This is a genomic window from Cellulomonas sp. ACRRI (assembly GCF_022346185.1).
Taxonomy (GTDB): domain Bacteria; phylum Actinomycetota; class Actinomycetes; order Actinomycetales; family Cellulomonadaceae; genus Cellulomonas.
The window spans coordinates 1-15,483 of record NZ_JAKRMS010000106.1 but is presented as its reverse complement, the minus strand read 5'-3'; the positions used below and the strand labels follow the sequence as shown (position 1 = coordinate 15,483).

Annotated in this window: 13 protein-coding genes; 10 read left to right on the top strand and 3 right to left on the bottom strand. The window is 75.5% G+C overall.

Annotated elements, in window-relative coordinates; genetic code table 11:
• Both MHY85_RS16190 and MHY85_RS16185 read left to right on the top strand, forming a co-directional pair.
• A partial coding sequence (locus MHY85_RS16190) for a nitrilotriacetate monooxygenase (RefSeq protein ID WP_308191408.1) occupies nt 1-1,141 on the top strand: 1,141 nt, incomplete at its 5' end.
• 80 nt (nt 1,142-1,221) lie between these two features.
• Nucleotides 1,222-2,577, top strand: coding sequence for an NtaA/DmoA family FMN-dependent monooxygenase (locus MHY85_RS16185; RefSeq protein WP_239198096.1), 1,356 nt, complete (start codon nt 1,222-1,224; stop codon nt 2,575-2,577).
• Between the two features lie 36 nt (nt 2,578-2,613).
• Here MHY85_RS16185 and MHY85_RS16180 read toward each other — a convergent pair whose 3' ends face one another.
• Nucleotides 2,614-2,979 (bottom strand): STAS domain-containing protein, encoded by a 366-nt coding sequence (locus MHY85_RS16180; RefSeq protein ID WP_239198094.1) that lies wholly within the window; start codon nt 2,977-2,979, stop codon nt 2,614-2,616.
• Between the two features lie 135 nt (nt 2,980-3,114).
• Between MHY85_RS16180 and MHY85_RS16175 the strand changes: the two genes are divergently transcribed.
• Together MHY85_RS16175 and MHY85_RS16170 are read left to right on the top strand one after the other, a co-directional pair.
• Entirely contained in the window at nt 3,115-3,510 is a 396-nt protein-coding gene (locus MHY85_RS16175; RefSeq protein WP_239198092.1) for an ATP-binding protein, read from the top strand.
• A gap of 116 nt (nt 3,511-3,626) precedes the next feature.
• On the top strand, nt 3,627-4,982 hold the full coding sequence (locus tag MHY85_RS16170; RefSeq protein ID WP_239198090.1) for a PP2C family protein-serine/threonine phosphatase: 1,356 nt from the start codon (nt 3,627-3,629) through the stop codon (nt 4,980-4,982).
• Here the strand turns inward: MHY85_RS16170 and MHY85_RS16165 are convergent.
• Nucleotides 4,979-7,285: an alpha-L-rhamnosidase gene (locus MHY85_RS16165; protein WP_239198088.1), complete on the bottom strand. Its 2,307-nt coding sequence runs from the start codon at nt 7,283-7,285 to the stop codon at nt 4,979-4,981. The genes MHY85_RS16170 and MHY85_RS16165 overlap by 4 nt on opposite strands.
• A 261-nt stretch (nt 7,286-7,546) precedes the next feature.
• Here MHY85_RS16165 and MHY85_RS16160 point away from each other — a divergent pair, with 261 nt between their 5' ends.
• From MHY85_RS16160 to MHY85_RS16150, 3 genes are read left to right on the top strand one after another with little or no spacing between them, the layout of a single operon-like run.
• The gene (locus MHY85_RS16160; RefSeq protein ID WP_239198086.1) at nt 7,547-8,851 is read left to right on the top strand and encodes an ABC transporter substrate-binding protein; all 1,305 of its coding nucleotides are present in this window, start codon (nt 7,547-7,549) and stop codon (nt 8,849-8,851) included.
• Between the two features lie 3 nt (nt 8,852-8,854).
• Nucleotides 8,855-9,784 (top strand): carbohydrate ABC transporter permease, encoded by a 930-nt coding sequence (locus MHY85_RS16155; RefSeq protein ID WP_239198084.1) that lies wholly within the window; start codon nt 8,855-8,857, stop codon nt 9,782-9,784.
• On the top strand, nt 9,781-10,605 hold the full coding sequence (locus MHY85_RS16150; protein WP_239198082.1) for a carbohydrate ABC transporter permease: 825 nt from the start codon (nt 9,781-9,783) through the stop codon (nt 10,603-10,605). The genes MHY85_RS16155 and MHY85_RS16150 overlap by 4 nt, the downstream gene beginning before the upstream one ends.
• Before the next feature lie 18 nt (nt 10,606-10,623).
• Here the strand turns inward: MHY85_RS16150 and MHY85_RS16145 are convergent, their stop codons facing one another.
• Nucleotides 10,624-11,649, bottom strand: a complete 1,026-nt coding sequence (locus MHY85_RS16145) for a LacI family DNA-binding transcriptional regulator (protein WP_239198080.1) — start codon at nt 11,647-11,649, stop codon at nt 10,624-10,626.
• A 204-nt stretch (nt 11,650-11,853) separates the two neighbouring features.
• Between MHY85_RS16145 and rhaI the strand changes: the two genes are divergently transcribed.
• Genes rhaI through MHY85_RS16130 form a run of 3 tightly spaced genes read left to right on the top strand, consistent with a single transcriptional unit; the run spans nt 11,854 to nt 15,397 of the window.
• Complete coding sequence (gene rhaI / locus MHY85_RS16140; RefSeq protein ID WP_239198078.1) at nt 11,854-13,020, top strand: L-rhamnose isomerase; 1,167 nt, start codon at nt 11,854-11,856, stop codon at nt 13,018-13,020.
• Between the two features lie 5 nt (nt 13,021-13,025).
• Nucleotides 13,026-14,537, top strand: a complete 1,512-nt coding sequence (locus tag MHY85_RS16135; RefSeq protein WP_239198076.1) for a rhamnulokinase family protein — start codon at nt 13,026-13,028, stop codon at nt 14,535-14,537.
• A gap of 35 nt (nt 14,538-14,572) precedes the next feature.
• Complete coding sequence (locus tag MHY85_RS16130; protein WP_239198074.1) at nt 14,573-15,397, top strand: class II aldolase/adducin family protein; 825 nt, start codon at nt 14,573-14,575, stop codon at nt 15,395-15,397.
• The last annotated feature ends 86 nt before the right edge of the window (nt 15,398-15,483 follow it).

Sequence of the window (15,483 nt, the reverse complement as noted above, 5' to 3'; positions counted from 1 at the left end):
CGACCCACCGGAGACCACCGTGACCCCGCCCCCGCCGCTCCTGACCGGCCTCGACGTCGACGGCGCCGGCGCGCACCCGGGCGCCGCCGCGCTGTCCGGCCTCGCACCCGCCGAGATCGTGTCCGGCGCCCGCCTGGCCCGCGCCGTCCGGCACGCCGAGCACGCCGGCCTCACCTTCGCGACCTTCGCCGACGCCGCGCTGCCCGCCGTCGCCGGCTCCCCCGCCTCGGCCCGGCTCGACGCCGTCACCCGGGCCGCCTTCGTCGCCCGCACCACCACCGCGATCGGCCTCGTGCCCGAGGTGCCCACCACCTACCCGGAGCCGTTCCACGTCGCGACGCAGCTCGCCTCGCTCGACCTGGCCGCGTCCGGCCGGGCCGGCTGGCTGGCCGCGGTGACCCCGGGCGACGCCGCGCCCGCCGCCTACGGGCGCGCGCCGGTCGCCGACCTGGACCGCGAGGCCCGGGACGTCGTGCAGGTCGTCCGCGAGCTGTGGGACTCGTGGGAGGACGACGCCGTGATCCGCGACGTCGCCACCGGGCGGTACGTCGACCGGGACCGGATCCACCGGGTCGACTTCGTGGGCGCGTCGTTCTCCGTCGTCGGCCCGCTGATCACCCCGCGGCCTCCGCAGGGGCAGCCCGTCGTGCTCGCCCGGGCCGGCGACCTCACCGGGCGGGGTCGGGACGGCGAGCGGCTGGTGGACGCGGTGCTCGTCGGCGGCGCCGACGTCGCGGCGGCGCGGGCGGCGGCGCGCGCGGTCGCGGACGGCGCGCTGGCCGTCGTCGAGGTGCAGGTGGCGCTCGACGCGGGTGGCCGCACGGGTGCCGACCGGCTCGCCGAGCTCGACGCCGGACCCGCGGGACCGTGGGACCAGGGCGCCGCGCTCCGGCACGTCGGCGACGCCGCCGGCCTCGTCCCGCTGCTCGCCGAGCTCGCCGACGACCCCGCCGTCGCCGGGGTGCGGCTGCTCGCCGCGACGCTCGACGCGGACCTGCCGGTGCTCGCCCGGGACGTGCTGCCCCGGCTGCGCGCCGACCGCCGCACCGCCGCACCGCGCGCCGGCGCCACCCTGCGCGAGCACCTGGGCCTCACCCGCCCCGCGAACCGTTTCGCGACCCGCACCCGCGCGACCGCCTGAGGAGCCCCGCCGTGACCCAGCAGACCCAGCACACCCAGCAGACCCGGCCGGCCGACGGCACCGACGACGCCCGGCACCCGATCACCCGGCCCGACGCCGAGGTGCACCTCGGCGTGTTCTTCCAGGGCGTCAACCACACCACCGTCTGGTCCGACCCCGAGTCCGGCTCGCAGACGGACGTCGCGTCCTTCGAGCGGGTCGCCCGCACCGCCGAGCGCGGCCTGTTCGACGCGTTCTTCCTCGGCGAGGGCCTGCGGCTCCGCGAGAGCCGGGGGCGGCTGCACGACCTCGACGTCGTCGGGCGCCCGGACGCGATCACCCAGCTCGCGGCGCTGGCCGCCGTGACCCGGCGGATCGGCCTGGTCGCGACCCAGAACACCACGTACAACGACCCGGTCGACCTGGCCCGGCGGCTCGCGAGCCTGGACGTGCTGTCCGGCGGCCGCGCCGCCTGGAACGTCGTCACCACCGACAACGCGTGGACCGGGGAGAACTTCCGCCGCGGCGGCTACCTGGACCACGCCCGCCGGTACGACCGGGCCGCGCAGGTGCTCGCGACCGCGCGCAGGATCTGGGACGCGTGGCCGGAGGACGACCACGGGCCGGTCGCGCACGTCGCGGCGCACGGGGACCTGGTGGACGTCGCGATCGACCCGACGACCCCGCGCAGCCCGCAGGGCTACCCGGTCATCTTCCAGGCGGGCGACTCGCCGCAGGGCCGGGACTTCGCGGCGCGGTCCGCGGACGTGATCTTCTCCCGGCACGGCTCGGTGCTCGCCGACGCGCTGGCGTTCGCGGCGGACGTCCGGGCGCGCGTCGTGGCCGCGGGCCGGCCCGAGGACGACGTGAAGATCGTGCCCGGCACCGCGATCGTCGTCGGCGACACCGCCGCGGAGGCCGAGGAGAAGGCGCGCTGGGTCGCCCGGCAGCAGGTCACCCCGGCCACCGCCCTGCACGTCGTCGGCACGATCTGGGCCGAGGACCTCAGCGGCTACGACCCCGACGGCCCGCTGCCGGCGCACGACCCGGCCGTCGCCGAGCTCGGGGGCGAGGGCGGCTCGTCCACCACCGGGGCCCGCACGCACGAGGTCGCCGCGCGGTGGCGGGCGCTCGCCGAGGCGGAGGGGCTCTCGATCCGGGAGCTCGTCATCCGGGTGTCCGGGGAACGCGGCTTCGTCGGCACCCCGTCCGCCGTCGCCGACCGGCTGGTGCGGTTCGTCCGGACGGGCGCGGTCGACGGGTTCAACATCAGCCCGTGGATCATCCCGTCCGGGCTGGACGACGTCGTCGACCGGGTGGTGCCGGAGCTGCAGGAGCGCGGCGCCTACCGCACCGCGTACACGGGGACCACGCTGCGCGAGCAACTGGGGCTGCGGGGCCCGCTGACGCGGCGCGCCGGCGCCGCGGCGCGCGAGGCGGCGCCGGCCGGGGTGTGACCGCCGCCCCGTGGTCCCGGACCGGCCCGCGCGGCCTCAGGCCCCCGCGGGCACCAGGTCGAGCACCGCGTCGAGACCGGTGACCCGGAGCGTCATCAGCGGGGCCCCCGTCGCCCCCCGGACCCGGAGCCGGTCGGGCCGCCGGTGCGGCGCGATCGAGACGAGCAGCGCGAGCGCCGACGAGTCGATGAACGTGGCCCCGCTCAGGTCGACCTCCTCGACGCCGGCCGCCGCGAGCGCCCGGCCCGCGCCGACCTCGTCCACGCCCAGCCCGGCGGCGAGCGTGTGCACCGCGTCGACGTCGATCTCGCCCTCGGCGCGCAGCACCGCGGGCCGGTCCGGGTCGACGTGCAGGCGACCGCCGGGCCGCCGGGCGCCCGCGGGCGTCGGGAGCGTCGTCACGCGGCCAGTATGCGGGCGCACCGGCGCACCGTCGCGCCGGGGCCCGCCCGGCCCGCGGGTGAGGGGCGGGGTGAGAGCCCGCTGGGTGGCCGTGTCCGCGCGGCGTGGCCCCGCGCGGTCGGCTACGGTCGGCGGGTGCACGGGTCAGGTCGCGGTGAGGAGCGCACGTTCCCGTCGTCGGCCTCGTCCCTCGCGCGTGCCCGGGCCTGGTCGATGGAGCGGGCCAGGGCGGCGGGTGCGCCGGGCGAGGTCGTGGACGCCGTCCAGCTCGCGATGAGCGAGGCGTTCACCAACGCGCTGCGGCACGCCCCGGGCACGCGGACGATCACGGTCGGCGTGGTCCACGCGCGCCGCCAGCTCACCTACGAGGTCGGCGACGCCGCCGCCGCGGTCCCGCCCCGCCGGCGCAGCGGCCGCGAGGGCCTGCCCGGCGGGCACGGCCTGCACATCCTCGACGCCGTGACCTCCGCGTGGGGCTGGCGGCCCGCGCCGGACGGCGGCAAGGTCGTCTGGTTCACCCTGCGCTGGTGACGGCGGCGCCCGGGGACCGGGGCGCCCACCGCGAGCGCGCGGGCACGGCGCTGCCGTACCGTCGGGCGCAGCAGCCCCGTCGAGCGGGTCGGGCGCCGGGGACGAGGAGTGGCGGGGTGCGGGAGACGACCGACGAGCGGCAGTCGCTCGTCCCGGCCGTGGCCGCTCAGCTCGGCGGCACGATGGACGCCGACGAGGCGGTGGGCCGCCTCGCCCGCCTCCTCGTGCCCGCCGTCGCCGACTGGTGCCTCGTGACGCTGGTCGAGGACGACGAGTCGCGGGCGCCGCGGCGGCGCCTGCGCGACGTCGGCTGGTGGCACGCCGACCCGGACCGGCGCGACCTGGTCGCGGCGTACGCCCTCGAGCGGATCGGGGCGCTCGTGCCGGGCTCGATGCTCATGCGCGCCATCGACTCGGGCACGGTCGTGCACGTGCACGACGGTGCGGTGGAGGCGCTGGACCGCGTCCTCGCGCCCGGCGCCGCCCGCGACCTGGTCGAGCGCCTCGCCCCGACCTCGCTGACCGTGGCCCCGCTCAAGAGCCGCGGCCGCACCCTGGGCGCGGTGAGCCTGTTCAACGGCCCGGACCGCCCGCCGCTGTCGCCGGCCGAGGTCGCGTCCGTGGTCGAGGTGGCCGCCACCGCGGCGCTCGCCCTGGACAACGCCCGGCTGTACCGGCGCCAGCGGGACGTCGCCGCCACCTTCCAGCGCAGCCTGCTCGGCGCACCGGTCCAGCCCGACGACCTGGAGGTGGTCGTCCGGTACCAGCCGGCCGCGGAGGCCGCCCGCGTCGGGGGCGACTGGTACGACGCGTTCCCGCAGCACGACGGCGGGACCATGCTCGTCATCGGCGACGTGGTGGGGCACGACGTCGAGGCGGCGGCGGTCATGGCGCAGCTGCGGTCGATGCTCCGCGCCATCGCGGTGGTCACCCGGAACAGCCCGTCCGACGTCCTGACCCTGCTGGACGCCGCCGTCCGCACGCTGCGGATCCCGGCGCTGGCGACCGTCGTCGTCGCGCGGGTCGAGCAGACGCCCGCGGAGCAGGAGGCGGGCGTGACGCGGCTGCGCTGGTCCAGCGCCGGCCACCCGCCGCCGATGGTCGTGGACGCCGACGGCACCGTCCGCGTGCTCGACGAGGCCCGGCCCGACATGCTGCTCGGCGTGCACCCGGACCGGCCGAGGGCCGACCACGAGACCGTCCTGGGGCCCGGGGCGACCGTCCTGCTCTACACCGACGGGCTGGTCGAGCGCCGCGACCGCCCGCTGCGCGCCGGGCTGCGCGACCTGCGGGCCGCGCTCGGGCGCCACGCGGGCCGCGACCTGGACGAGGTGTGCGACGCCCTGCTCGCCGAGCTGCCCGGCGGCCCCGGCGAGGACGACGTGGCGCTGGTGGCGGTCCGGCTGGACGGCCCGCGCCGAGCGCCCGCAGCCCCGGCGCCGGTCCCGGGCACCCGGCGCGCGACGCGCTAGGCGACCGGGACCGGGGCGGGGCCCGCGAGGGACGCGGTCAGCCGGTGGGTGCCCGCGCCGACGACCTCGTCCGGCGCGCCCGGGAGGCGTACGACCGCCTCCACGCCCTCGGGCACCTCGACGTCCAGCGCCAGCTCGCCGTCCGCGTGCCGCCACTCGACGCGCACCCGCCCGTGCCGGGTGTCCAGGGTGGTGCGGGCCCACTCGAGCCCGCCGCCGGGCACGGGCGCGACCAGCACCCGGGCGTACCCGGGCTCGAGCGGCGCGAGCCCGCCGACGACCCGGTGCAGCCAGTCGGCGACGGCGCCGAGCGCGTAGTGGTTGAACGAGGTCATCTCGCCGGGGTTGATGGTGCCGTCGGGCAGCATCGAGTCCCACCGCTCCCAGATCGTCGTCGCGCCCATCGTCACGGCGTACAGCCACGACGGCACCTCGCGCTGCAGCAGCAGCCGGTACGCGGTGTCCGCGTGCCCGGTGGAGGTGAGCGCGTCGGTGACGAACGGCGTGCCGGCGAACCCGGTCGAGATCCGGTGCCCTGCCGCCGCCACCAGCTCGGCGAGCCGGTCCCCCGCCCAGCCGCGCTCCTCGCCGTCCAGCAGGCCGAACTCGATCGCCAGCGCGTACACGGTCGGCGCGTCGGACCGCACCCGCCGGGCCCCGGCGTCCACGTACGCCTCCCGGAACGCGGCCCGCACCCGGGCGGCGTGCGCGGCGAGCTCGTCGGCGTCCGCCTCCCGGCCGAGCACCCGGGCCACGCGCGCCGCCAGGTCCGCCGTCCGGTACGCGCACGCCGTGGCCACGACGCCCTTGTCCGCCTTGGCCGCGTCCGGGCGGTCCGGCGGGGCGTCCGGGTCCAGCCAGTCGGCGAACTGGAAGCCCGTGTCCCACAGGCCGCTGGGCGACAGCAGCCCCGCGACGTGCCGCACGTGGTCGACGACCGAGTCGTACTGCCGCTCCAGCACCGCGCGGTCGCCGTACGCCTGCCAGAGCGCCCACGGCACCCAGACGGCCGCGTCGGCCCACACGGCGGTCGCGTCGGCGGGCTCGAACTCGGCGGGCCCCCGGGCCATCCGGCGGATCAGGTCCGGCACGACGTAGGGCACGTAGCCGTCGGCCCGCTGCTCGGCCCACAGGTCCACCAGCCAGTCGCCGAGGAACCCGGACGCGTCGGCGAGGAAGCACGCGGTGGGCGCGAACGCGGCGATGTCGCCGGTCCAGCCCAGGCGCTCGTCCCGCTGCGGGCAGTCGGTGGGCACGTCGACGAAGTTCCCGCGCATGCCCCAGACCACGTTCTCGTGCAGCCGGTTCAGCAGCGGGTCGGAGGTCTCGAACCAGCCCGTGCGGGTGAGGTCCGACCCGACCACCACCGCGGTGAGCGCGTCCGGGCCGATCGCGTCCGGGCCGCCGGGCCAGCCGTCGACCTCGACGTACCGGAAGCCGTGGAAGGTGAAGGTCGGCTCGAACACGTCGTCACCGCCGGACAGGGTGAACCGGTCGGTGGCCTTCGCCGCGCGCAGCGGCCGGACCCCGAGCTCGTCGTGCTCGAGGACCTCCGCGTGCCGCAGGGTCACCACGTCGCCGGCGGTGCCGCGCACCCGGACCCGCACCCAGCCGACGAGGTTCTGGCCGAAGTCGACCAGCACCTTCCCGGACGGGCTGCGCCAGACCCGCTCCGGCGCGCGCTCGTCGAGCCGGCGGACCGGCGGGGCGAGGTACGGCTCCAGCCGGCCGGTGTCGAACGCGACCTCGCGCACGCCGCCCCAGCGCGGGTCCGCCGGGGCCGCGCCGTCGAACGGCCCCGCCCACGCCGGGTCGAGCCGCCGCGCGTCGATCTCCTGCCCGTCGTAGAGCGAGTCCGCGGTCACCGCGCCCGCCGCGGCGGTCCACGCCTCGTCCGTCGCGACGACCTGCACCGCGCCGTCCCGGTAGGTGATCCGCAGCTCCGCGAACCCGGCGACCTCGTCCCCGTACGGCCGCGCCCCCTCGCCCCAGCCGAGCCGGCCGCGCCACCAGCCGTCCCCGAGCGCGAGCCCGATCGTCGGCGTGCGCCGCGTCAGCAGCGCGGTCACGTCGTGCCGCCCGTACCGCAGGCGCTCCTCGAACGCCGACCAGCCCGGCGTGAGCAGGTCGCCCGACACCGCCTGCCCGTCGATCCGCGCCTCGACGACGCCGAGCGCGGTGAGCAGCAGCTCGGCAGCGGCGACCTCGCCGGGGTCCTGGTCGAGGGTGAAGGTGCGCCGGAGCAGCGGCGCGGCGTCCAGCTCGGCGTCGGGCGCGATGAACCGTGCCTGCCAGGTGGTCATGGGTCCGTGGGTCCTCTCGTCGACGTCCTCGTCGCGGGTCGGTGCACTCACCAGGTGAATCGCTTCAACCCGTACCGCCCGCATCGTCACCCGCCCCGCGGCGCGGCGTCAAGGGCGACCCCGCCGCAGCGGAGCGATGCGAAGTCGTGACCCCTGGGACTCTTGACCCAGATGGGCACCTCCCCTAGCCTCGCCGCAGCAGTGAATCGGTTCAAGCACTGTCGGGGCAACGGCGCCCGGCGCCTTACGAGGAGGTATCGCGTGAACAGGACCCGACCCCTGACGGCCGGCGCGGCGGCGGTCGCCGCCGCCCTGGCCCTGACCGCCTGCGGCGGCTCCGGCGACGCCGGGGACGGCGAGGCCACGTCGCTGTCGGTGTACATCGACAGCACCCCGGCGTCGGTCGAGCTGTGGGACGGCCTCACGGCCGCCTACGCGGAGGAGAACCCGGACGTCACCATCGAGGTGGAGACGCACCCGGGGGGCTCCGAGGGCGACAACCTGGTGAAGACCCGGCTCGCGACCGGGGAGATGAACGACCTGTTCTGGTACAACTCCGGGTCCCTGTTCCAGGCGCTCAAGCCGGACCAGAACCTGGTGCCGCTGGGCGACGAGGACTGGGTGGACTCGCTCGACGAGAACTTCGCCACCGTGGTGTCGACCGACCAGGGCCTGTACGGCGCGCCCGTGGGCGCCTCGTTCGCCGGCGCCGTGATCTACAACAAGGACATCTACGCCGACCTCGGCCTGGAGGTCCCGACCACCTGGGACGACTACATGGCGAACAACCAGGCGATCAAGGACGCCGGGCTCGTCGCCGTCGCGCAGTCGTACGGCGACACCTGGACCTCGCAGGTCCCGGTGCTCGGCGACTTCTACAACGTGGAGGCGGCCGAGCCCGGCTGGGCCGACGCGTACACGGCCGGGGACGCGAAGTTCGTGGACCAGCCGGCGCTCGCCGGGTTCGAGCACCTGCAGGAGGTGTTCGACGCCGGGTTGATGAACGAGGACTTCGCGTCCGCGACCTACGACGACGCGGTCAGGATGCTCGCGGAGGGCCAGGCGGCGCACTACCCGATGCTCACCGGCAACGTCGCCGCCGCGATCGGCGAGAACTACCCCGACGCGGCCGACAGCCTCGGCGTGTTCCCGCTGCCGAGCTCGCAGGGCGACGCCAACGGCCTCACGGTGTGGATGCCGAACGGCATCTACCTCCCCAAGACGACCGAGGGCGCGCAGCTCGAGGCCGCCAAGGAGTTCATCGCCTGGCTGGTCACCCCGGACAGCTGCGCGGCGCAGGCCGAGGCCTCGACGCTCGGCGGCCCGTTCGTGGTCGACGGCTGCGACCTGCCCGACGACGTGCCGGCGCTGGTGTCCGACATGCAGCCGTACTTCGACAGCGGCGACACCGGTCTGGCGCTGGAGTTCCTCTCCCCCGTCAAGGGCCCGGCCCTGGAGCAGATCACCGTCGAGGTGGGCTCCGGCATCCGCAGCGCCGAGGACGGCGCGGCGCTCTACGACGAGGACGTCGTCAAGCAGGCCCAGCAGCTCGGCCTGGACTGGTAGGACATGACCCTCGTGCGCCCCGCCCCCGCGGGCACGGCGGCGACGCGCCCGGCCCGGCGGGACTCCCGCCGGGCCGGGCGGCGCAGCCCGTACCCCAGCTGGTTCTTCCTGCCCGCCGGCGTCTTCTACCTGGTGCTGTTCGTCGTCCCGACCGGCGCGTCGTTCTGGTACGCGCTGACCCGCTGGGACCTGTACTCGGCGGAGTTCATCGGGCTCGACAACTTCGCGCAGTTCTTCCGGGAGCCGGCGCTGGTCAAGGGCTTCGTGAACACGTTCGTCTACGCGTTCCTCACCTCCGGCGCGAAGGTGGTGCTCGGCCTCGCGCTGGCCGTGCTGCTGACCTCGCAGATCATCGCGCGGGGCTACCTGCGCTCGGTGGTGTTCTTCCCGGTGCTGGTCAGCACGATCGGCGTCGGCGTGACGTTCAAGGTGCTGCTCGACCCGTTCGACGGCGCCGTGAACCAGGTGCTGTCCTGGGTCGGCGTCACCGGCCCCGGCTGGCTGACCGACCCGAGCCTGGCGCTGTTCTCCGTGGCGCTGGTCGACGTCTGGAAGGGCGTGGGCCTGGCGACGCTCATCTACATCGCCGGCCTGGTCGCGATCCCGCAGGAGTACTACGAGGCGGCCCGCGTCGACGGCGCGAACGCCTGGCAGAACTTCCGGAACATCACGCTGCCGCTGGTGCGGCCCGCCACGGTGACCGTCGTCCTGCTCTCCCTGATCGGCGGCCTGCGGTCGTTCGACCTCATCTGGACCATGACCCGCGGCGGGCCCGGGTTCAGCAGCGACGTCATCGGCTCGGTGATCTACAAGCAGTACCAGGCCGGGTTCTACGGGCTGTCCACCGCCGGGAACGTCGTGCTGTTCGTGGTGATCGCCGTGATCATCTTCCCGCTGTCGCGCTGGCTGAACCGCAAGGAGGTGACCCTGTGAGGCGCCGTGGCGTGGTCCTCGGGTCGGTGTCGATCCTCGCGAGCACCGTGGTGTTCGTCGTCCCGTTCGTGTTCGTCCTGCTGACGGCGTCGAAGTCGCAGCAGGAGGCGTCGCTGCTGGAGTTCTCCCTGCCGACCGAGTGGGCGTTGCTGGACAACGTCCGCACCGTCCTGGAGTCGAACGACGGCATCCTGGTCCGGGCGTTCTGGAACTCCACGGTGCTGACCGTCGCCTCGGTCGCGATCATGACCGTGCTCGCCGCGATGGTGGGCTACGTGGTGCAGCGCCGGCGCAGCCGGTGGAACCCGGTGGTGGACGCGATGGTGCTGGCCGGGCTCATCATCCCGCCCGCCGTGGTGCCGACCATCTGGGTGCTGCAGGGCATCGGGCTGTTCAAGACGATGGCGGGCCTCATCGCCGTGCACGTCGCGTTCGGGCTGTCGTTCTGCATCCTGCTGTTCCGCGCCTTCGTGGCGACCATCCCGCGCGAGCTCGACGAGGCGGCGCTCATCGACGGCGCCGGGCCGATGCGGCTGTTCTTCTCGGTGATCTTCCCGCTGCTGCGCGCCGTCATCGTCACCGTTGTCGTGGTGCAGGCGGTGACCGTCTTCAACGACTTCACCTACGCGCTGTACTTCCTGCCCGGCGCCGACAACGCGACCGTCCAGCTCACGCTGTACAACTTCCAGTCCCAGGGGCTCAACCAGTGGAACCTGCTGTTCGCGGACGTGCTGCTCATCACGATCCCGCCGCTGGTGATGTACGTGATCTTCAACCGGCAGATCGTCGCCGGGATGACCTCGGGCGCGGTCAAGGGCTGACCCGTGCCGCCGCGCGACTCAGGCCGGGACGCTGGACGACCGGACGACCAGCTCCGGCTGGAACACCTGGTGCTGCTTCACGGGCTCGCCGGCGGCCGACCGCGCCAGCAGGATCTCCGCGGCCCGGTACCCGAGGGCGTGCGCGGGCTGCCGGACCGAGGTGAGCGGGGTGGCCAGCTCCGCCGCCACCTCGATGTCGTCGTAGCCGACGATGGCGATGCTGCCGATCAGGTCCGGCCGGCGGCGGCGGATCTCCCGCTGCACGCCGATCGCGACCAGGTCGTTCACGCAGAACACGGCGGTCGGCGGCTCGTCGGACTCGAGCAGGGCGGCGAACACCCCGGCGGCGCCGCCGGCGTCCAGCGACGGCAGCGGCACCTCGCGCACGACCGCGTCCGGGTCCAGCCCGCGGCGCTCCACGGCGCGGCGCAGGCCGGTCAGCCGGTCGCGGCAGGGGCGGATCGCGTGCGGGCCGTTGAGCATGACGACCGAGCGGTGCCCGAGGTCGAGCAGGTGCTCGCCCGCCAGCGTCCCGCCCGCGACGTCGTCCACCGCGACCGAGGACAGCAGGTCGGTCGGCGACGGGCGGTCCAGCAGGACCGTGTGCACCCCGCGGGACGCGAGCGCCAGGAGCGGGCCGAGATCGTCGCCCGTCGGGACGACCAGCAGCCCGGAGACGCCGTGCTCCTCGAACAGCCGCAGGTAGCGCGCCTCGCGCTCCGGGTCGTCGTCGGAGCTGGCGAGCATGAGGGTGTGGTCCGCCGCCGCGAGCCTGTCCTCGATGCCGCGGGCGACCTCCGTGAAGAACGGGTTGCGGATGTCCAGCACGATCGCGCCGACGGTCGTGATCGTGCCGGCGCGCAGCTGCCGGGCGGACGCGTTGGGCACGAAGGCCAGGCGCTGGATCGCGTCGAGCACCCGGTCGCGGGTCGCGGCCGCCACCCGGTCCGGGCGGTTCAGCACGTTCGACACCGTGCCGACGGACACGCCCGCCAGGCGCGCGACGTCACCGATCGAGCTGCGGCGGGTGGCCGAGGTCGACACCGCTCACCTCCGCTCCGTCCGGGTGCCCGTGCCGGCCCCGCGTGCCGGGAGCCGTCCGGCGCAGCATAGCCGCGCGGGACGCCCCGCACCCGGAGCGCGCACCCGGGGTGGCGCACCGATTCACCTCGCGCGACGGCGCGGCGGGACTTGCTTCCGCGGGCGTCGCAATGAAACGATTCATCGACACGTCGAAGGAGACACCCCATGTCGTTCACCTCCGAGATCGCCGCCGCTCTCGACCGGCAGGCGATCGAGCTCCCCTCGTGGGCGTTCGGCAACGCCGGCACCCGGTTCAAGGTGTTCAGCACCCCGGGCACGCCGCGCACCGTCGAGGAGAAGCTCGCCGACGCCGCCGAGGTGCACCGGCTCACCGGCCTGGCCCCGTCTGTCGCGCTGCACATCCCGTGGGACCTGGTGGACGACTTCGGCAAGCTCGCCGCCCACGCCGACGACCTCGGCCTGCGGCTCGGCACCATCAACTCGAACACGTTCCAGGACGACGACTACCGGTTCGGCTCGCTCACGCACCTGGACCCGGCGGTGCGGCGCAAGGCGATCGACCACCACTACGCCTGCATCGACGTCATGCACGCCACCGGGTCCCGGGACCTGAAGATCTGGCTGCCGGACGGCACCAACTACCCCGGCCAGGGCGACATCCGCGGGCGGCAGGACCGGCTGGCCGAGTCGCTGCGCGCGATCTACGACCGGCTCGGGCCCGACCAGCGGCTGGTGCTCGAGTACAAGATCTTCGAGCCGTTCTTCTACACGATGGACGTCCCGGACTGGGGCACCGCCTACGCGCACGCCACCGCCCTCGGCGACCGCGCCGTCGTCTGCCTCGACACCGGCCACCACGCCCCGTCGACCAACGTCGAGTTCATCGTCGCCCAGCTGCTGCGGCTCGGCCGGCTCGGGTCGTTCGACTTCAACTCCCGGTTCTACGCCGACGACGACCTCATCGTCGGGGCGGCCGACCCGTTCCAGCTGTTCCGGATCCTCGCCGAGGTCGTGCGCGGCGGCGGCATCGACCCCGGGTCCGACGTGCAGTTCATGCTCGACCAGTGCCACAACATCGAGGACAAGGTCCCCGGGCAGATCCGCTCGGTGCTCAACGTCCAGGAGATGACGGCCCGGGCTCTGCTGATCGACCGCGGCGCCCTGACCGCGGCCCAGGAGGCCGGCGACGTGCTCGGGGCCAACGCGGTCTACATGGACGCGTTCTACACCGACGTCCGGCCCGCGCTGGCGGACTGGCGCGAGTCCCGCGGCCTGCCGCGCGACCCCGTGGCCGCCTACGCCGCGTCCGGCTACGGCGAGCGGATCGCCGCCGAGCGGGTCGGCGGGCAGCAGGCCGGCTGGGGCGCCTGACGCCGATGCCCACTCCCCCCTCGCTGGTCGCCGTCGACCTCGGGGCGTCCAGCGGGCGGGTGCTCGCCGGGCGCCTCGAGGCGGGGCGGCTCACCACCCACGAGGCCGGCCGGTTCCCCAACCGCCCCGTCCGCGCCGGCGGCCGGCTGCACTGGGACGTGCTCGCCCTGTGGGCGGGCGTCCAGGACGGCCTGCGCGCCGCGGCCCGCGCGCACGGCCCCGTCGCGTCGGTCGGCATCGACACCTGGGCCGTCGACTACGGCCTGCTCGACGCCCACGGCGACCTGCTGGGCAACCCCGTGCACTACCGCGACGGCCGCACGGCCGGCGCCGCGGACGCGTTCGCCCGGCTGCTCGACCCCGCCGCGCACTACGCCGCCACCGGCAGCCAGGTGCAGCCGTTCAACACCGTCTACCAGCTGCTCGCCGCGGGGTCGGCGGCCGGGTCCGCGACGTCCCCGCGCGCGGCGGACCGGCTGCTGCTCGTGCCCGACCTGCTCGGCCGCTGGCTGTCGGGCACGGAGGCCACCGAGGTCACCAACGCCTCGACCACCGGCATGCTCGACCCCGCCACCCGGCGGTGGAGCCCCGCGGTGCTCGACGCGCTCGCCGCCTCCCCCGCCGGGGACGTGCGGCGGCTGCTCGCCCCGCTCGTCGAGCCGGGGACGGTGCTGGGGCCCGTCCTCGCGGGGGCCGACGGGCTGGACGGCCGGGACGGGCTGGACGGGCTGGACGGCGCCGTGCACGTCGCCGTCGGCTCGCACGACACCGCCTCCGCCGTGGCCGCCGTCCCGATCGGCGACGCCCCCGCCGCGTGGATCTCGTCCGGCACCTGGTCGCTCGTCGGCGTCGAGCTGCCCGCGCCGGTGCTCACGCCGGCGGGGCGCGCGGCCAACTTCACCAACGAGCTCGGCGTCGCCGGCACCGTGCGCTACCTGCGGAACGTCGCCGGGCTGTGGCTGCTCCAGGAGTCGCTGCGGTGCTGGGCGGACGCCGGCGCCCCGCAGGACCTGACGACCCTGCTCGCCGCGGCCGCCGACGTGCCCGCGCTGCGCACCGTGGTCGACGTCGACGACCCGGCGTTCGCGCCGCCCGGCGACATGCCCGCGCGGATCGCGGCCGCCGCCCGGCGCACCGGGCAGCCGGTACCCGAGCGGCCGGCGGAGGTCGCGCGCTGCGTGCTCGACTCGCTCGCGCTGGCCTACCGCCGCGCGGTGCGCCAGGCCGCGTCCCTGTCCGGCCGCGACGTCCGGGTGGTGCACGTGGTCGGCGGCGGCGCCCGCAACGCGCTGCTGTGCCGGCTCACCGCGGAGGCCACCGGCCTGCCGGTCGTCGCGGGGCCGGTCGAGGCCACCGCGATCGGCAACCTGCTGACCCAGGCGCTCGCGCTCGGCGAGCTGTCCGGGGGCCTGACGGCGGTGCGCGAGGTCGTGCGCGCATCGTCCGAGCTCGTCACGCACCGTCCCGGGGGATCCGAGCAGCCGTGGGCGCGGGCGGAGGAGCGCCTGTGGCCGTGACGGTACCACCACCCGCACACGACGAAGGACACGACATGCCCCTGCACGCCCCGTTCCCCGACCTCGACGAGCTGCTCACCGCCATGGGCGAGGCCGGCGCCCGGATCTGCGCCATCGACGCCTCCGAGGCGGGCGCGGGCAACATCTCCGTGTTCATCGGCTGGGACGTCGAGCTGCGTCGCCGGTTCCCGATCACCGAGGAGATCGCGCTCCCGCTGCCCGCGCCCGCCCTGGCCGGGCGCACCGTGCTGGCCACCGGGTCCGGACGCCGGCTGCGGCAGATCGCCGCCGACCCCGAGGCCGCGATCGGCGCCGTGCGGATCCACGACGGCGGGACCACCGCGACCCTGCACACCTCACCGCGGCGGCTGTTCGAGCGGCTGACCTCCGAGTTCAACTCCCACCTCGCGGTGCACCAGGACCAGGTCGCCCGGCGCGGCATCGACTTCCAGGCCGTCGTGCACGCCCAGCCGCCGCACCTGACCTACCTGTCGCACATCCCGGAGTACCGGGACACCGCCGCGATGAACCGCGCGATCCTGCGGTGGGAGCCGGAGTCGATCGTGTCGCTGTCCCAGGGCGTCGGGGTGCTGGAGTTCATGATCCCCGGCTCCGAGGAGCTGCAGGCCGCGAACGTCGCCGGCCTGCGGGAGCGGGAGATCGTGCTCTGGTCGAAGCACGGCACCATGTCGCGGTCCGACTTCTCGGTGACGCGGGCCGTCGACCGGGTCGAGTACGCCGAGACCGGGGCGAAGTACGAGTACCTGGACCTCGTGGCCGGGCGGCGGGCGCAGGGGCTCACCCGGGAGGAGATCGCGGCGGTGGCCGGGGAGTTCGGCGTCGACTCGCCGTGGGCGTGAGGCGGCGGATCCGGGGTCCTCGGGCGGAGGGCTGGAGCGGCGGGGTGCGCGTGCGGGGTGCGCGTGCGGGGTGCGCATGCGGGGTG

What these genes read in the sequence shown, in the direction of transcription:
- MHY85_RS16165 (WP_239198088.1), bottom strand. Translation starts at nt 7,285, where the DNA reads ATGACCACCTGGCAGGCACGGTTCATCGCGCCCGACGCCGAGCTGGAC.
- MHY85_RS16155 (WP_239198084.1), top strand. Translation starts at nt 8,855, where the DNA reads ATGACCCTCGTGCGCCCCGCCCCCGCGGGCACGGCGGCGACGCGCCCG.
- rhaI (WP_239198078.1), top strand. Translation starts at nt 11,854, where the DNA reads ATGTCGTTCACCTCCGAGATCGCCGCCGCTCTCGACCGGCAGGCGATC.
- MHY85_RS16135 (WP_239198076.1), top strand. Translation starts at nt 13,026, where the DNA reads ATGCCCACTCCCCCCTCGCTGGTCGCCGTCGACCTCGGGGCGTCCAGC.
- MHY85_RS16130 (WP_239198074.1), top strand. Translation starts at nt 14,573, where the DNA reads ATGCCCCTGCACGCCCCGTTCCCCGACCTCGACGAGCTGCTCACCGCC.